Here is an 18,151-nt window from a genome sequence, read left to right on the forward strand (position 1 = left end):
ATATTATGTTGATTTAATAGCAAAAAAACCGACACCACATCTATTCTCTCGGACAAATGTTTCAGGCTTAGATCGCCTTTCAGCCTTCGTTCAACTGTGTTAAGTGTAAATTGTTTTGAGAGACGAGTACGCCATGCACGACTTTGTTCATCTGCATGTCCACTCTGAATACAGCCTGCTCGATGGCTATGCCACAACGAAAGGCATTACCCAGCGTGCTGCCGAATTGGGGATGGACAGTATCGCGCTGACCGATCACGGGGTAATGTACGGCGCAATGGAGTTCTACGAGGCTGCGAAGAAAGCCGGTATTCGCCCGATTATCGGTGTCGAAGCCTACATGGCCCCTGGTTCACTCAGCGACCCGATGACAAAAGGGGCGAAGAATTATTTTCATTTGCTGTTACTGGCCCAAAATGAAGTGGGGTACCGTAATCTGGTGAAACTCACCACGCGCGCCCATCTCGACGGGATGGGCAAGGGTGTGTTTGCCCGCCCCCGCATCGACCGGCAATTGCTGGAAGCTCATCACGAAGGACTGATCGTTACCTCGGCATGTCTGGCCGGTGAGGTGTTGCACTATCTGAAAGCGGGTGACCGTCGTGCAGCCGTTGAAACTGCCGCATATTACCGTGATCTGCTCGGCCCCGACCGCTACTATCTTGAGTTGCAACTGCACGATAACACCCCCGAACTCGAACCACTCAACGAAGAGCTGGTGAAGATCGGTCGCGAGCTGGGCATTCCACTGGTAGCCACCAGTGACGCGCATTTCGTCCGTCCAGAAGATAAAGCCACCCAGCACAAGATTATGGCGATGGGGATGAATATGACCTACGCCGAGTTTTGTGCTCGTGAATACGCGATGGACGAGAGCTACCATATCTTGTCAGGCGAGCAGATGTGGGAGCGGTTTAGGCGCTACGGTACTGAACCACTGGAAAACACTCGTCGCATCGCTGATATGTGCCGGTTAAAACTGGAGTTTGGCCGGGTTCAGTTGCCGGTCTTTGAGTTGCCGCCGGGCCACGATGCCGCCTCATATCTACGCCTCGTGTGTGAAGAGGGGTTGATGCGCCGGTTCAACGGCCAGCCACCTGCCGAGTATATGAGTCGGTTGGCGTATGAACTGGAGGTGATTAATCAAACCGGCTTCCCCGATTACATGTTGATCGTGTGGGATTACGTGAAATTTGCTCGTTCACGCGGTATCCCCTGTCTGCCGCGTGGATCTGCCGGTGCATCGCTCGTGCTCTACGCCCTCGGCATCACCGATGTCGATCCGGTCAAGAACAAGCTGCTCTTCGAGCGTTTCCTCTCGCCCGAACGTCTGGAAATGCCCGATATTGATACCGATTTCGCCGACTCACGCCGCCAGGAGATTCTTGACTACATCGCCGAGAAGTACGGGCGGGAGAATGTTGCGCAGATTATTACTTACGGTACACTCGGAGCAAAAGCGGCGATTCGCGATATGGGCCGTGTACTCGGCCTCGATCCCGGTGAGGTAGATCGGGTTGCCAAACTAATTCCAGCGTTACCGGTTGGCACCACCATCGCTCAGGCCCTTGAGCGCGTCCCAGAGTTGAAGCAGATCTACGAAACCCAGCCCCACCTGCGCGAACTGATCGATGAGGCGCAGAAAGTTGAAGGCCGAATGCGCTCGGTTGGTACGCATGCCTGTGGCGTGGTAGTTAGTCGAACGCCGCTGGCCGAGCTGGTGCCCTTGCAACGCACGACCAAGGACGAGAATGCGTTGATGGCTGCGTTTGAAGGGCCGACCCTGGCCAAGATGGGGCTGTTGAAGATGGATATTCTCGGTCTGACCAACCTTTCCGTGGTGGCCGAGGCCCTCAAGTATATCGAGCAAACGACTGGCCGGCGGATGTGGCTTGATGAAATTCCACTTGATGATCCAAAGGTCTTTGAAGCATTAGGACGAGGCGAAACGAAGAATGTCTTCCAACTGGAATCGGCGGGAATGACGCGCTACCTGATGCAATTGAAGCCAACCCGCGTTGAAGACCTCTACGCGATGGTGGCGCTCTACCGCCCCGGCCCACTTGAGCAGATTCCAGTCTACATTCAGAACAAAAATAATCCATCCCAGATCCGCTATCTCCACCCGGTGCTCGAACCGATCCTGTCCGATACCTACGGTGTGATCGTCTATCAGGAGCAGATTATGCAACTGTTGCAGACGGTCGCCGATTATACACTCGGTCAGGCCTATATCGTCATCAAGGCAATCAGCAAGAAGAATCGTGAACTGATGGCCGAAAATGAGGCCATTTTCAAGCAGGGGTGTCAGCGCAAAGGGATCAGTAAGGAGGTTGCCGATCAGCTTTGGGAGTTGATTTTGCCGTTTGCCGGCTATTCGTTTAACCGACCGCACGCCACGCTCTACGGTTTGCTCAGCTATCAGACGGCCTGGTTAAAGGTGAACTATCCGGTCGAGTATATGACCGCCGTGCTGACCGGTGCGGGTGGCGTGATCGAAGATGTAACGAAGGCGGCGCTCGAAGCACGGCGTCTGGGTGTGGCAGTACTGCCCCCTGATGTCAACCGCTCGCACAAGGGCTTCACCATCGAACCACTTGCCCAACCGTTGCCGCCGGGCGTAACGCACCAACGCGGTATTCGCTTTGGCTTGATGGCAATCAAGAATGTCGGCGAAGGGCCGGTGGAAGCGATCATTGCTGCACGCGAGGCAGGTGGCCCCTTCCAATCGCTGGAAGACCTCTGTGCGCGCGTTGATCGCCACGCGCTGAACAAGCGCACCCTGGAAAGCCTGATCAAAGCCGGTGCGCTCGACTCACTCCCCGGTACGCGCCGCCAGAAGCTGGCAATCCTCGATCAGGCCGTCAGCGCCGGGATCGAAGCCCAAAAGGCACGTGAAATCGGGCAGAGTAGCCTGTTTGACATCTTTGGCGAAGCAACGACTGCCAATCCGGTGGTAGCCCGTATTCCGTTGCCGCTGATCGTCGAGAGTCCTGCCGATCAGAAAGAGGTGCTGCTCTGGGAAAAGGAGCTGCTCGGATTGAATATTTCCGACGATCCTATCGCTAAGGCCCTCGAAGGTATTGATCTCACCGGTGCTACCGAACTTGGTTCGATTGATGCTGAACATATTGGTGAGACGCTCACCTTCGTGGGGGTGCTGAGTGGGGTGCGTCGGATTGCGACAAAGAAGGGCGAGACGATGCTGGTCGCCAATCTTGAAGATTTGACCGGCAGCATCGAGATAGTGGTCTTTCCAAAGGTGCTGGCGAAGTGCGCCGATCTATTACAAAATGACGCCGTAGTGCGGATTACGGCGAAGGTTGATAATCGTCGTGATACACCCCAACTGGTGGTCGAGCACGTGGAAACGCCCGCGTCAGTAGATCAGACAACAAGTGCCCAACCGCTTGAGATGGATCTGGAAGGGGTAAGCGATGATCTGAGCAGTGAAGGGGGTGTGGAATTGCCGGCGCCACCGGTATCGCCAGCGCCTGCACCAACTCCTGCCCCGGCATCGCCGCCGCCGGTCAGACCGCCGGCTGTGCGCACCCGCCAGCCGGTCAAGATCGCCGGTAATGGGAATGGACATGGCGGTCACCATACACCAGAACCGCCACGGGTCGACGGGCCGCCGGCACGTAATCTGCGCATCTACCTGCCGCGTAGCCACGATTTTGATGCCGATATTGCATTGATGCAGCACGTCCACACGATTCTGAGCAGCAGTCAGGGCAATGACCAGGTGACACTGTATCTGCCAAATGGGGTGGGCATGGTCGTCTTACAGTCGCAGCATACCATTACCCTCTCTGATGCCCTGGTTGCCGAACTGAAGCAGGTGCTTGGCCCTGACCGGGTACTGGCAATGTAATCGCATCGAGGGTAAGCATTCGCTGTCGAGCGACTGACGGGGAAGCCGAAAACAGGAAATATTGATGAGGTAGGGGCGCGGCATGCCGTCCCCCTACCTCATACTCTCACATCAGGTTGTTCTGTAGTATCGTAGTATCTGCCTCCAGCGGGCAGGCGGACTGACGTGGGGACATGTCACAAAGCGCCGCTGGGCGGGGCCAAAGCGTGACACGCTGCTCACCCATCACCCTTGCCGTGCACCAGCACTCCCACACCACCGGTATCATACCGGAACGTTGTACCTCTGTACACAAACACTAAACGGTAACCCAGGTTGCCACCTATTCTGTGAGCATGCCATGGAGGCTGACTGCCAGGATGAACAGCACAAGGTTGCGCATAATGCAGTGCAGCGTACCCGCATGAACGATGCAGGTAGCATCCAGTTCCTATCGACGCGCTACGTCACGCCTCAAGGTAGCATCAGGGTATACCCATCCTCTGTGTCCTCCGTGCTTATGGGGTGACAAAGGTGGCAACTTGGGTTAAATAGTAAGAGTTTCCTCCCAAACTGACCCTTATGAGACGACATGCAATGCCTATTGTATTTCACGAATAAAGAGCATGGCACACGCTTTTTAGGCGGCTTTGAAGTAGAATTCTAGTCACGATATATCGAGAGTGCTACAATAAGTCCAATAAACTCAAGCGGAGAGACTACTATGACAACACAACGTATTCGTGGTTGCTGCCCGCATGATTGCCCCGACACCTGTGCCACCATAACCGAAGTACGTGATGGACGGGCAGTCGCGTTTTATGCCGATCCTGAGCATCCAATTACCCAGGGCTGGCTGTGTGCTAAAGTCCGTCCGTACCTCGAACGAGTGTACAGCCCAGACCGATTGCTCTATCCACTCCGTCGGTTAGGGCCAAAAGGCAGCGGACGCTGGGAACGGATAAGCTGGGGCGAAGCGATCACTACCATCGCAGAGCGCTGGCAGGCAATTATTGCCGAACATGGCGCCGCCGCCATCCTGCCCTATTCGTACAGTGGTACGCTGGGCTTGCTGCAAACAGCGATTGTTGACGCCCGCTTGTGGAACCGCATGGGTGCCAGTGGCCTGGATCGAACGATCTGCTGCGCTGCTGCCCACGCTGCTGTCTACGCTACACTCGGTGCCCGCCGCAGTCCCGACTACGACGATCTGCGGCACAGCCGGCTTATTATCCTCTGGGGACATAACCCGGCCAGCGCCGGCCCCCACGCGATGCCGTTTATCCGTCAGGCGCAGCGTGCTGGTGCCTGTGTGGTGGTGATCGATCCGCGACGGACGGCTACCGCTCGTTCTGCAGATATCCATCTGGCGATCAGGCCGGCAACCGATGGGGCGCTGGCCCTGGGTATGATGAATATCATCTTCGCTGAAAACCTGCACGATGAGGCATGGTTAGAAGCGCATACCATTGGCTGGCGTGAACTACGCGCACGAGCTGCGGAGTATGATCCCGAACGGGTCGCAACCATTACCGGTCTGCCGGTATCGAGCATCATTGAACTGGCACGCCGCTATGCAACCACCAAACCGGCTATCATTAAGACAGCCGACGGTATTCAACGCCATCAGAATGGGGGGCAAACCTTCCGGGCACTCCTTTGCCTGCCGGCGGTCGTGGGGCAATACGGTGTTCGCGGCGGTGGCCTGGCCTATTCCACTGGCGGTTATGCCACGTGGGACGCGGAAGCCGTTGGTCATGCCTCTGAATGCCCACCTGTACCGCGGACTGTTAATATGAACCGTCTTGGCGCGGCGCTCACCGGCGAAGTAACCGACCCGCCGATCATGTCCCTCTTTGTCTACTGCGCAAATCCTCTGGCGTCATCACCCAATGCCGGCCTGATCGAACAGGGTTTACGGCGTGAAGATCTCTTCACGGTCGTCCACGAACTCTTTATGACCGACACGGCCCGCTACGCCGATATTGTCTTGCCGGCAACCAGTCAACTCGAGCACCTCGATCTGCACCGTGCCTATGGTCATCGCTATCTCACGCTTAACCAGCCGGCAATTGCCCCCTTAGGTGAAGCGAAGAGCAATTGGGATGTTACCCGTTTGCTGGCACAGGCGATGGGCTATAGCGAACCATGGCTGCGCGAGAGTGCGGAAGAGGCGATCCGTGGTGTCCTCGATGCCTCGCGGGCACGCAATCCGTTTCTGGCCGGCATCACCTTTGAACGTCTGCAACAAGAGGGAACAGTCCGGCTCACACTGTCACCAGAGAATGAAGTGCCGTTTGCTGATGGTTACTTCCCAACCCCATCGGGCAAAGTTGAATTGTGGAGTGCAACCATGGCGGCTCAGGGACTTGATCCGCTTCCTCGTTATGAACCACCGGCTGAGTATGTCGCGCATCCACTGGAAGAGGGATGGCTAACCCTCATCTCAGCCGCTGCCCACCATTTTGTCTCGTCAAGTATGGCCAACCAGCCCGGTTTGCGAGCAAAAGAGGGGGAAGCCACAATCGAGATCAATCCGCTCGATGCTACCGCCCGCAACATTCGTGATGGTGATGTTGTTGTTGTCAGCAATCAGCGTGGTCAGTGCTATCTGCGTGCAGTGGTGAGTACCAATGTACCGCCCGGTGTCGTCTCTGCGGTCAAGGGCCACTGGCCTTCGCTCTCGCCCGACGGGCGGAATGTGAACTGGACAACACCTGATGCATTGGCCGATCTCGGTGGTCAGAGCACATTTCACAGTAATCGGGTACAGGTCTGGCCATCGCGCATCTGACCATATCGTGACATTTCCTTCACAGCACAACCCTGAAAGGAGTGGGTGTCGTGAAGCGACTCGATTGGGGAAAAACCGGTCAGTCGATGACTGAAATCACCATCCTGTTGGCACTGGTGGCAGCAGTAGCAATTTCCGGCTTAATGCTCACCGGTGAAGGCACCCGCGATGCGCTCTGTCGGGCAGCAAGTGCGTTCGGGAGTACCTGTGGCGATCTGTTTCGCGACGATTTTTCCAATCTCGATAACTGGACTATTCAGAACGGACGCTGGCAAATTCGTGAGGGACGCCTTTGTATCGATGGGCCAGGGCGGATCTATCGCTCATTTGATCGCAGTGACTACGTGATCGATGTCAGCCTGGCCCGTCTGACCAGAGGGAATGGCTATGGTCTCTTCTTCCGCGACTCAGGCGGCCCAAAATTCAATGGCTACTCGTTCCAGTACGATCCAGGCTACGGGCGCGGGGCATTCATCATTCGCAAGTGGATCAATGGCAATGAACTGGCAGTGCCGATTGCCCGTGTAGATGCACCTGCCGGCTACGATTGGTATGGCTCAAATCGCACAGTGCACCTGGAGGTACGCGGGAATACGTTTGTTGCCTCTATTGATGGTCAACCGGTTGTTCAGGCGCGTGATAGCAGTTTTGCGCAAGGCGGTATCGGCTTCCGCAGTTGGGATGCATCGAGTGCCTGCTTCGATGATGTGAGTGTGCGCAGGCCGTGAGGATGTGGCAATGTTCTCAAAGGTGGCATATTATGACCAACGAACAGCGATCATCACAACCGCCACAGGGGCAATTCGATCCCGATTACTATGTGCAATGGCAGCCACCAGTTATTCCACCAGGTCAGGGACGACGAGTGGTGCGGATCGCGATTGTCTTCTTGAGCGGTGTACTGGTTATCATAGCGGGCATTGCACTCTGGCGAAGCAACCTGATCGCCATTCCCGGTGGCCGTGGTGATATTGTGGGGCGAGTCGCAGCCCCCGCCGAGGGAGCAGTGGTCTTCACCGGGATAGATTTAACCGAAATTCCGGTTGCTGCGGATGGCAGTTTCATCGTGCGTGGTGTGCCTTCAGGACGGCAAATACTGTACGTTGCTTTTGCCGGTGCTGCCTGGGAAGTTGCGGTCGATGTGCCCAATCAGGGAACGGTTGATGTGGGTGTGATTACGGTTCAGCCAACTGCCGAACCGGTGCAGAGGTAGACAGGTGGTGCAATCGCTCATCGGCACTGATTAGCTATCAACCTCATAGAGCGAACGCCCTGCTGATCGCGATTGTCGTTTCGTTGGACGCCGTTATCCCCAATCTATCCACGATACCCTGTCGTAATGTGGATAAGTGAACGAAAATTGTGGATAACTTTTGCATAGCGGTGGATTACAGATTGATAACACACCATCATTCCTGATATCAAATCTGGCAGTGTCCGTAACATGTGGTTTGGCGGGCAGTAGCATGGCTTCCATACTCCCATCAAGCGTGCATGATGTTCCATCTCGAACCTATCTCATAAAGCTGTGAGGTCATGCTACCAGTGTCGCGCAGACGCATACATAAACGTTTGCCAATCACCAACGATAGCCTACCCTGCTCCCGACCCGTTGATAAAGCGCAGCAGCTCCGGTCGTGCCATTACGCGCTGGATTGGGTGCCTTTCCCAATCTTCAGGCGCGTGTCGCGGCGTTTGGCGTGCAACAGCGTGGCTGTCACCCCAGCCGTGCTCACGATCCGGCACGTGGCACACCGTTGACCCTACCGGTCACGGGGATGCTGTGTGTGCTTGTTACGATCAATGAATGAGATAACTTCTAGCTTCGTTCTATCAATTCCTTGCCAACAACGCATTCTGTGCTATGCTTTGAGTGAACAGTATCACCACCCGTATAGCCATGGTCTCAAAACTTTATGACCGTCATCCTGTTTGAAGATGAACTCTGGCGACACTTTGCTACGCTGGTTCAAGCCCGTCCGGTCTTTGAACTTCGCTGTGGGGCATTTTCAACCCGCGAACGAGTTACCGCCATTCTTGATCAGCCGGCTTACGGTCTCTGTCGTGCCCATCTGATGTCCCACTTTGGCCCTGCCGGTGGACTGGCCGAATTGCTGGCCCGTAGTGATCCGGTCATCTTTGTGAATGGCCGTGCCCTCAATCTGGAGTGGTTGCCGGCACTTGTCTGTGAGCCGATCAACACCGCCTATATTGCTGGTGAAACGCTCCTCGGTGCTCGCGTGTCGCCGGCCCTGGCCAGTGCAATCATCTACTATCTCCGTGAACAGCAGGCTGAAGCTGCACGCGACGAATTGCTGCGCTTTACCCGGATTCGCGAACTGCAACTCACCGCGCCACTGGTGAATTATCCCTGGGATCTCATCACTCAGGCCGGCGAACAGCTCATCCGTGATGAGCCATTGCTAGCCCGCCGGTTACCGCTGTTGACAACCGATGAGCATCACGTCATTACCCACGGCAAGCGAGTCTATGTTGATCCGGCGGCGCAACTGGCCGGGCCAATTGTGTTTGATAGTCGCGATGGACCGGTCTTCGTCGAGGCAGCGCAGATCGAGCCATTCAGTTACATTCAGGGGCCGGCTTACATTGGCCCGGGCACCCTGATTGCCAGCGCTCGTATCCGGGCTGAAACCTGTATCGGGCCGGTGTGCCGGGTTGGTGGTGAGGTGGAGGCGTCGATCATTCACGGCTACTCTAACAAACATCACGATGGCTTTCTCGGTCATAGCTGGCTGGGGGAATGGGTGAACATCGGGGCAATGACGACCAATTCCGACTTGAAAAACAACTATGGTTCGGTGCGCGTGCTTCTCGAAGGTATCGGTCAGATCGATACCGGTATTCTGAAACTGGGTTGCTTTCTGGCCGATCACGTGAAGCTGGGGATCGGTCTCCATCTGACCGGTGGAACAATGATTGGTACTGGATCGAATGTCTTCGGTATGCATAGTGCGCCAAAAAACGTTCCCCATTTCACCTGGGGTGGCGAGGTCTTTCGCGAGTACCGCATTGATACTATGATAAGTGTGGCCCGTATCGTGATGGCACGGCGGAAACGCGAGCTGACGCCCAGTTACGAACAGGTTCTGCGCAAGGCTTTTGAGATAACGCAACCAAGTCGTGATGGTCTGGGATAAACAATGACGTTCCGCGCCTTACCCAGTGTTGATAGACTCATCCGCGCCGTCCGAAGCGACGGGACCGATGTGCCGCACGACCTGGTGCGCGAGGCTGCCCGTGCTGTTTTGCACGAGGCACGAACATCTATCAGTGCCGGTCACCCGCCACCCGATCTGTCTACGCTGGTAGCAGCTGTCCAGGCGCGCCTGCGCGCAGATGTGACACCCAGCCTGCGTCCGTTGATCAACGCCACCGGGGTCATCATTCAAACCAACCTCGGTCGGGCACCGCTGAGCGCTGCGGCTTGCGCGGCGATGCAGGAAGTCGGCAGCGGTTATAGCAATCTCGAATACGATCTGGCTCAGGGCGAACGTGGTTCACGTCACGTTCATCTCGAATCGCTCCTGGTTCAGCTTACCGGCGCTGAGGCAGCCCTGGTCGTGAACAACAACGCTGCTGCCGTCTATCTGGTGCTCATCGCCCTGGCTGCCGGACGCGAGGTGATTGTCTCGCGTGGGCAGGCGGTAGAGATCGGTGGCGGCTTCCGCATTCCCGATGTCTTACGGGCAAGTGGCGCGCTCCTGATCGAAGTTGGCACGACCAACCGCACCTATGCCCGTGACTATACCGCAGCCATCACCGAGCGCACTGCCCTGATCTTGCGCATCCACACTAGCAACTTTCGTCTGATCGGGTTTGTCCACGAACCACCTCTTGCCGAGTTAACTGCGGTTGCCCATACCCACGGCATTCCCCTGCTCGATGATCTGGGGAGCGGCACCCTGATTGATACCCGTCAGTTCGGCCTGCCGCCTGAACCAACCGTGCAGGAGAGTGTTGCTGCCGGTGCCGATCTGGTGACATTTTCTGGCGATAAGCTGCTCGGAGGGCCGCAAGCCGGTATCATCGTCGGACGACGTGCGTTGATCGCGCAATTGCGGCGTCACCCACTTGCCCGCGCCTTACGGGTCGATAAGTGTACGATTGCCGGCTTAACCGCGACTCTGCATAGTTATCTGCGCGGCACTGCCCTGCGCGAGATTCCGGTCTGGCAACTGATCAGTACCCCGTTGACCGCATTACAGGCGCGAGCGGAGCGTATTACCGGTGAACTGCGCGCTGCCGGTATTCCGGCCCAGATGGTGGATTGTGTCAGTGCGATTGGTGGCGGCTCACTCCCCGGTGCAACGCAACCCAGTGCCGGTGTCGCACTGCTTCCCGTTGGCTGTGGGGCTACTGCGCTGGCGCACCGTCTGCGCATGGCCAATCCACCGGTGATAACCCGCATCGTCGATGATCAGGTGCTGTGCGATCTCCGTAGCGTTTTCCCCCACGAAGACACCACTCTGATCAATGTCGTGCATGAGGTCTGGCAATGAAGATATACGGTCTCCTGCTGGCCGCTGGCCAATCTTCTCGCATGGGGCAACCCAAACAGCTCTTATCCTGGCGTGGTCGTCCGTTAGTGACGCACATCACCAGCGAAGCTCTCGCCAGTCAACTGACCGGCCTGATTGTAGTGGTAGGCGCTGCCGAGGCAGCCGTGCGTACCGCCTTACACGATCTCCCCCTCACCATCATCACAAATCCAGCCTACAGCGCAGGCTTAAGCACCTCGCTCGTAGCCGGTCTGCGTGCCTTACCCGGTGATGCCGCTGCTGCGATGGTATTGCTGGTTGATCAACCCCTGGTCACCACCCGGTTGATCGACCAGCTCCTCGGTGCCTATCAGACAACCCCCGGTGCCGCAGCGCTCGTGCCGCTGTACCAGGGTCAACGTGGCAATCCGGTCATCATTGCCGCTTCACTCTTCCCCGAACTCTACACCCTGCACGGCGACACCGGTGCCCGTGCCATCTTTCGCCGCTATGCGGATCGGGTGATTGAGCTGGAAGTTACCGATCCGGCGGTGGTTACCGATGTCGATACCCCAACTGCCTGGGAAGCGCTGATGCAGCGAGAGGGTGAACAGACACCCTAACACCATATCAGTCAAGGTATGCTATAATCGCGTGATGTCACGGGGAGCGTGAATCGGGTAGCTCCCCAATAGTCTTTCTGTTTCGCCATCTCGCCGGAGCGCGCTGCCGGTGATGCAATGAGCGAAACATCGCCAGAGGAGGATTTTGTGCGCGAACGTCGTCGAGAGTACGAACTGGTGGTGATCATCAATCCATTGTTTGCCAACGAAGAAGGCATTACGGCGAATATTGACCGGATCAGGCAGACTGTTGAGCAACTCGGTGGGAAAATTAACACGGTGAGCCAGTCGTCACCGTGGGGACGCCGCAAGCTGGCGTATCCCATTCGGGAATACGTGACCGGTGAAGCCAGCCGTCGTAAGTTCACGGAAGGCTATTACGTCTTCTTCACCCTCGAATTGAGTGCCGCAAAGGTTGCCGAACTCGACCGGGCTATCAGGTTGAATGACAACCTTCTCCGCCACCTGCTGGTGCTGGTCGAAGAGAAATCGGTTCAGGTGACACCTGTCGAACCGGCAGAATCGGAAACAGAGGAAGCACCGAGTGAGGCGTAGGCGTTTACCGGTGTGCTGGTAGCGATGGATACAACTGTGGAGGGAAGACGCCATGGCGCGTGATCTGAATAAAGTGTTGATAATTGGTCGTCTTGGCGTCGATCCCGAACTACGTTACACCGCATCCGGCGCACCGGTCGCCACGTTTCGTGTTGCTGCCAGTCGCCAGTGGCGTGACCAGAATGGCGATCTGCACGATGAGACCGAATGGTTTAATGTTGTTGCCTGGAATCGATTGGCTGAAATTTGCCACCAATATCTGAGTCGGGGCGCACGGGTGTATATCGAGGGACGCCTGCAAACGCGAACCTGGGAGGATGCGCAGAGTGGTCAGACACGTTCACGGGTTGAAGTTATTGTGCAGGATATGATTTTGCTCGATCAGCGTCCATCCCGGTCTGATGAACCGTCGCGCGGCCCTCGCCGTGAACCACCGCCCGATATTGGCGATGATGATATTCCGTTTTAGCCTATGTCACAAACACCCAAACCGCCACGGAGCGCACCGTCATCGGCGCCAACCCCTGCGCCACGCCGTCCATCACGTCGCCGCATGGAAGAAGAGCGCCGTCAGCGCCTGATTATTATCGTAACAGCGAGTGCGCTGGTCATCGCCCTGCTTGCCGTTGCCAGCGGATTGATCTACGAGCAGCTCTGGATTCCCAGCCGACCGGTCGCTCAGGTTGGCGCAGTTACGTTAACCCGTAGTGATTACTGGCGTGAACAGCGCATTGCATACGCCCGGCAGATTATCCAGAATTTTCAGTTGCTCGATCTCTTTGGTAACAATCCCCAGATTACTCAGCAGTTCCAGGGCCGCAGTATCGCGATCGATCAGCAGATCCGTGCGTTGCGCCGGGCTGAAGTTGATCAGCAGGTGGTGTCGGAATGGATTGATCGCCAGATCAAGCAGCGAGCAGCCGGTGAATTCGGTATGACTATTAATGATGATGAGGTTATCCAGAATATCGTTGCCGATCTTGGCTTCATCTTCATTCCGCCACTACCCGAACCGACACCGATACCCGATCCCAATGTCACTCCAGAACCGACGGTCGATCCGGCGGCCACGGCGACACCAGAACCAACCGCAACTCCATCGCCAACCCCTGGTGGTCCGACCCCAACTCCAGAGCCGTCGCCGACACCGGTACCTACCTTCACGCCAGAACCGACACCGCTACCGGCTGAGGCGCGGGTGCAGTTTGATCAGATCATCGATGAGGTGTTTCGCCGCTACGAACTCGAACTGATCGTCACTGAACGTCAGCCAGAGTTAAGCAAAGACGAGTTCCGGCAGGCGTTGATCGATCAGTACCGGGAGCGGCTGCTTAATGAGCAGATTCAGGCCCGGCTGGTGCCCGAAGATGGCTTCACCTACAAGACAGAGCCGGAACGGATTAGTGCACGCCAGATCCTCGTTGCCGTCACCCCTCCGGCTGAGGCGACGCCAGAGCAGATTGAAGCAGCATTCGCAGCGGCTCTACCTGCGGCACAAGAGATTGTTACGCAACTTCGGAGTGGTGCCGATTTTGCCACGCTGGCCGCCGAGCGTTCTGATGATATTGGATCGCGTGAGAATGGCGGTGATATTGGTTCATTCGACCGGAATGGCTTCGCCGATAATGGCGCAACCTATCCGCCGGAGCTGGTAGCGGCTGCTTTTAGCCTACCGGTCAATCAGGTCAGTGATCCGATCCGGACACAGTTTGGCTGGCACATCCTGGAAGTCACCGATCAAACGATTCCTTCTCAGGAAGAACAACTAAACCAGGCCCGCACCGAGGCGTTTGATCGCTGGATCGCCGAACAGCGGGCAGCCGCTGATGTCCGTCGCTTCCCCGAACCAACTCCAACACCGACACTGGCGCCAACCGAACCGGTACCCACACCGGTACCTACGTATCTGCCCGGCCCACCAACGCCATTCCCAACACCAACGCTGGCACCGACGGTGGAGATCACCGCAGAACCAACGGCGGAAGTAACGCCAACACCAACGTCGACTGCTCCTACCACACCGTAACGCTCGCACGTGCCGGAGCCAGGCGCTCCGGCACGCAAAAGACTTATGCAACGCTGGCCGCCAATTCCATCCTCAAGAGTCTGGATCAGCCTCGCGCTCGCCGCGCTGAGTCTCATCGGCGCCGGTTGGTTGATAGTGCGCCTCGCCGCCAGACTAACCGGATCACCAGAACAATGGCCCATCGATAGCTGGCTCTTTGGTGAAGCCGTGCTGGCACTTGGGCTGATCATCCTCGCCATCGTGCTACTGTATCGATTTGGTGCTGCGCTCACACTCCGCTATAGCCTTGATCGCAATGGTCTGTACATCTCCTGGATAGGCAGTCGCGCAATCATCCCGCTCAATATGATTGATCGGATCGAACAGGGTGCTCTAGCGATTGGCGATTGGCGTACTTCGTTTGCCAGCGTTGGCTATTACCATGGACGAGTGAAAGCGCTGGATGGAACAATCATCCACCGTTTCACTACCCGTCCACTGGCCGAAGCACTGATCATCTACGCCGGTCAGGAAGCCTACGCGATCTCGCCTGCTGACCAGGAGACCTTTGTCCAGGAGCTGGAGCAACGGCGTCGCCTGGGTGCTATTCAGACCCTGGCGCCCGGTGTTCAGGTTGCTCGCTTTCTGGTCTACGACTTTTGGGCCGACCCGGTGATTCGCCAGATTCTTCTCAGCACACTTGTCCTGAATCTGCTAATCTTCGGTGTGCTGGCTTTTATCTATCCAACCCTACCGGCGCAGATTGAGTGGCGGGGCGATCAGATTGGTGCGGCAGCCGAACTTGTACCACGGGTGCGTATCTTCTTTCTGCCTGTTGCAGCCCTGATCATCACGCTGCTGAATCTGGTTGGCGGATTGATCGTGTATCGCCGTAGTCCGCTGGCAGCCCGGCTCTGGCAAGGGTTTTCGTTGGGCGTTCAAATCTTCTTTGCAATCGCTGCGACGGCTGTGTTGGGATCTTGATGCGGTAGTATTGCTGCAAAAGAAGAAACCTTATACCACCTCTTCCGCAACGCTGTACATCGTGCTGACATTATCCCCGTGCTGAGAGACCATCAGGCGTGCCACCGGCGAGCGCTGGGTCGTCGTTATCGTATGGGAGCGCTGGCATAACGCATCCGTACTCAGATGCGGCGTCGGGAAAATGGGTAGCTAACCTGTCACGCATTAGTTTCTCGCGGCAGTGATCTGCGACACGCCTCGGCACAATCCGTACCTGCTGGAGGCGAGATATACCAACGCAGGATGGCATCCGCTGTCGCATGATGGTGTAGGTATACGATACACCGTTGGAAGGGGGGCAGTAGTGCGGTTTCAGGTGATGGACGAGCCAGAGGCTCGCGCTCCCAGCTTCCAGGGTGATACCTGCACTTGCGCACGGAAGTACAACGCTCAGGTTCGGCATCAGGGTGACAGTGTTTATGACACCAGATTTGCTGTCAGTAGTATCTCAATAACCCAAGTGTCACTTACGCTGTGAGCAGGCCACGTGAGGCTGACTACTATGATGAACAGCACGACACCAGGCACAACACCGTGCCACGTAACTGAACTGTATGAACCATGTGGGTAGCAGCCAGTTCCCATCGACGTACTACATCACGCCTTACGGTAGCAACTGGGGTTATGCCCATCCTCTGTGTCCTCCGTGCCTCTGTGGAGATAAAGGTAGCAACGTGGGTTATCTCAATAACATGTTGCCGTAGCAAATGATTGTCTTGACAGGTTTCGGTAGAACGTGTTACGATCACAATCATCGAACGGGGAATTTTTCCACATGTGCAAGGACGCACTACGCAATTGATACGGATACGCTTGACCTGAGTTAAGAAAGGAGGTATGTCTACCATTCTCTGACTCACACCCTACTTGTCCAAAAACCGTTCCTGTGCAGCGTAGTGCGACTTCGCCGGTGTTCCTCGCTTCGAGTGTTTTGTTCGCCTGACAGATACCTTTCAAGGAGTGTTGCGATGAATTTGCTTTACTGGCGTCGCTCGCTCGCACTGGCTCTCCTGTTTGGGTTACTCTTACCCATCCTCGCAGCCTGTGGCGGTGGTTCTGCGCCGGCAACTCAACCGACAACTGCCCCCGCTGAGCAACCAACAACTGCGGCGGCTCCACAGCCAACAACCGCCCCCGCTGAACAACCGACCGCCGCGCCAGTCGCCGGCACTGCGCAACCCGGCGTTCTGCGCCTGGTGACCGGTTTTGAGCCGGAGAACATCGATCCGCAAAAATCCAGCTTCGTCAACGAGATTCAGTTCATCATGATGGCCTATCAGGCTCTCATGACCTTCGATCTCGATATGAATCCCATCCCTGGGGCTGCCGAAAAGGTTGAGGTTTCGGAAGACGGTACCGTTTACACCTTCACCTTACGGCGCGACGGTAAGTACAGTGATGGGACGCCGCTGACGGCGCGTAACTTTGAATACGCCTGGAAACGCCTGGCCGATCCTGAGACTGCCGGTAAGTACCAGTCGCTGCCGTGTGGCATCATCAAAGGCTACAGCGAGTACAGTGCCGCTGCGTGCCAGGGACTGTCGATGGAAGAGGTCATGCAGCTCGATCTCGAGAAGCTGCGTGACGAATTTGGCGTCAAGGCCATCGATGACTACACGCTTCAGATCGAGCTGGTCGCCCCCGCTCCCTACTTCCTCAGCATGGCAGCCCTCTGGATTGGTGCACCGGTGCGTGAGGAGGATGTTGCGAAGGGTGACGACTGGTGGTACTACCCGGAAAACTACATCGGTAACGGCCCATTTGTGCTCAAGGAGTGGGAGCACGACAGCAAGGCAGTGTGGGAGCCTAATCCCAATTACGTCGGCCCACTCGGTCCGGTCAAGCTCAAGCGGGTTGAGTACTATATGATCACCGACGGTCAGGTAGCGTTCCAGGCTTATCAGAACGGCGAGCTTGACATCCTCGGCGTGGGTGCCGAAGACCTGGCGACCGTTCAATCTGACCCCGTTTTGAGCAAGGAAATAATTGACGTACCAGGTTCTTGTACCGTCTACTTCGGGTTCAACCTGGCGAAGCCACCGTTTGACAACAAACTGGTGCGGCAGGCATTTGCGCAGGCACTCGACCGTGAAGCGTATGTACGCGATGTCTTCCAGGGTCTTGGTTCGCCAACCTACAGCTTCATCCCGCCTGGCTTCCCTGGGTACCAGCCTGATCTGAGACTGTGGGAGTTTAACCCGGAGAAGGCGAAACAGACGCTCGCCGAAGCCGGCTATCCGAATGGGGAGGGGCTGCCTGAAATCCGGCTCACCTATTCAGGCACGGCGCGTAACAATGCGCGCTTCGAGTGGGTAGCCAACCAGTTCAAGCAGAATCTGGGGATCGATGTAATCCTTGATCCGATTGATCCGACAGCCTTTGCTGCGGCCACCAAGGACAACCCGCCGCAGATGTTCTCGCTTGGCTGGTGTGCCGACTACCCCGATCCGCAGAACTGGATCTCGTTGTTCCAGACCAACGGTCTGCTCAGCGCACGGGTGAACTACTCGAATCCTCAACTTGATGAGCTGGTACGCCAGGCTGATATCGAGCAAGATCCGGTCCGGCGGGCCGAACTGTACGCTCAGGCGCAGAGGATTCTGGTCGAAGATGCACCTGTGGTCTTCATGCTCAACAACGGCGGACCGGTACTGGTGAAGCCATACGTGAAGGGGGTGACACCTGATACCATCACCCCTCTCGATTACTGGCTCGGCTTCTTCAACCTGCCCAACGTTGATGTCCAACCATAGTCGGCGTTCCTGAAGCCCTATCGGTGGCGCGAGCAGTCCATCTCGC

General features: G+C 56.6%; 13 protein-coding genes. All 13 read left to right on the plus strand.

Annotation, left to right across the window (positions count from 1 at the left end):
• Window positions 1-133: 133 nt before the first annotated feature.
• On the plus strand, window positions 134-3,874 hold the full coding sequence (dnaE, locus tag VAE57_RS01195) for a DNA polymerase III subunit alpha (protein WP_322820092.1): 3,741 nt from the start codon (window positions 134-136) through the stop codon (window positions 3,872-3,874).
• Between the two features lie 703 nt (window positions 3,875-4,577).
• Window positions 4,578-6,647 carry a molybdopterin oxidoreductase family protein gene (locus VAE57_RS01200; RefSeq protein WP_322820093.1) on the plus strand — a complete coding sequence of 690 codons (2,070 nt, stop codon included), beginning with the start codon at window positions 4,578-4,580 and terminating at the stop codon, window positions 6,645-6,647.
• A gap of 50 nt (window positions 6,648-6,697) precedes the next feature.
• Window positions 6,698-7,375 (plus strand): family 16 glycoside hydrolase, encoded by a 678-nt coding sequence (locus VAE57_RS01205; protein ID WP_322820094.1) that lies wholly within the window; start codon window positions 6,698-6,700, stop codon window positions 7,373-7,375.
• A gap of 32 nt (window positions 7,376-7,407) precedes the next feature.
• Window positions 7,408-7,860 (plus strand): hypothetical protein, encoded by a 453-nt coding sequence (locus VAE57_RS01210; protein ID WP_322820095.1) that lies wholly within the window; start codon window positions 7,408-7,410, stop codon window positions 7,858-7,860.
• A 424-nt stretch (window positions 7,861-8,284) separates the two neighbouring features.
• A complete protein-coding gene (locus VAE57_RS01215; RefSeq protein WP_322820096.1) occupies window positions 8,285-8,458 on the plus strand; it encodes a hypothetical protein in 174 nt (57 codons plus the stop codon).
• A 105-nt stretch (window positions 8,459-8,563) separates the two neighbouring features.
• The gene (locus VAE57_RS01220; protein WP_322820097.1) at window positions 8,564-9,805 is read left to right on the plus strand and encodes a putative sugar nucleotidyl transferase; all 1,242 of its coding nucleotides are present in this window, start codon (window positions 8,564-8,566) and stop codon (window positions 9,803-9,805) included.
• A 3-nt stretch (window positions 9,806-9,808) separates the two neighbouring features.
• The gene (selA, locus tag VAE57_RS01225) at window positions 9,809-11,167 is read left to right on the plus strand and encodes an L-seryl-tRNA(Sec) selenium transferase (protein WP_322820098.1); all 1,359 of its coding nucleotides are present in this window, start codon (window positions 9,809-9,811) and stop codon (window positions 11,165-11,167) included.
• A complete protein-coding gene (locus VAE57_RS01230) occupies window positions 11,164-11,769 on the plus strand; it encodes a nucleotidyltransferase family protein (RefSeq protein WP_322820099.1) in 606 nt (201 codons plus the stop codon). Before selA ends, VAE57_RS01230 begins: the two co-directional genes overlap by 4 nt.
• Before the next feature lie 117 nt (window positions 11,770-11,886).
• Window positions 11,887-12,324 carry a 30S ribosomal protein S6 gene (gene rpsF, locus VAE57_RS01235; RefSeq protein ID WP_322820100.1) on the plus strand — a complete coding sequence of 146 codons (438 nt, stop codon included), beginning with the start codon at window positions 11,887-11,889 and terminating at the stop codon, window positions 12,322-12,324.
• 52 nt (window positions 12,325-12,376) lie between these two features.
• On the plus strand, window positions 12,377-12,793 hold the full coding sequence (locus VAE57_RS01240) for a single-stranded DNA-binding protein (protein WP_322815769.1): 417 nt from the start codon (window positions 12,377-12,379) through the stop codon (window positions 12,791-12,793).
• Between the two features lie 3 nt (window positions 12,794-12,796).
• On the plus strand, window positions 12,797-14,350 hold the full coding sequence (locus tag VAE57_RS01245; RefSeq protein ID WP_322820101.1) for a peptidylprolyl isomerase: 1,554 nt from the start codon (window positions 12,797-12,799) through the stop codon (window positions 14,348-14,350).
• A 45-nt stretch (window positions 14,351-14,395) separates the two neighbouring features.
• Window positions 14,396-15,313: a PH domain-containing protein gene (locus tag VAE57_RS01250; RefSeq protein WP_322820102.1), complete on the plus strand. Its 918-nt coding sequence runs from the start codon at window positions 14,396-14,398 to the stop codon at window positions 15,311-15,313.
• Between the two features lie 1,007 nt (window positions 15,314-16,320).
• Window positions 16,321-18,105, plus strand: coding sequence for an ABC transporter substrate-binding protein (locus VAE57_RS01255; protein WP_322820103.1), 1,785 nt, complete (start codon window positions 16,321-16,323; stop codon window positions 18,103-18,105).
• The last annotated feature ends 46 nt before the right edge of the window (window positions 18,106-18,151 follow it).

The sequence above is a fragment of the Chloroflexus sp. genome (assembly GCF_034434295.1).
In the GTDB taxonomy this organism is placed as follows: domain Bacteria; phylum Chloroflexota; class Chloroflexia; order Chloroflexales; family Chloroflexaceae; genus Chloroflexus.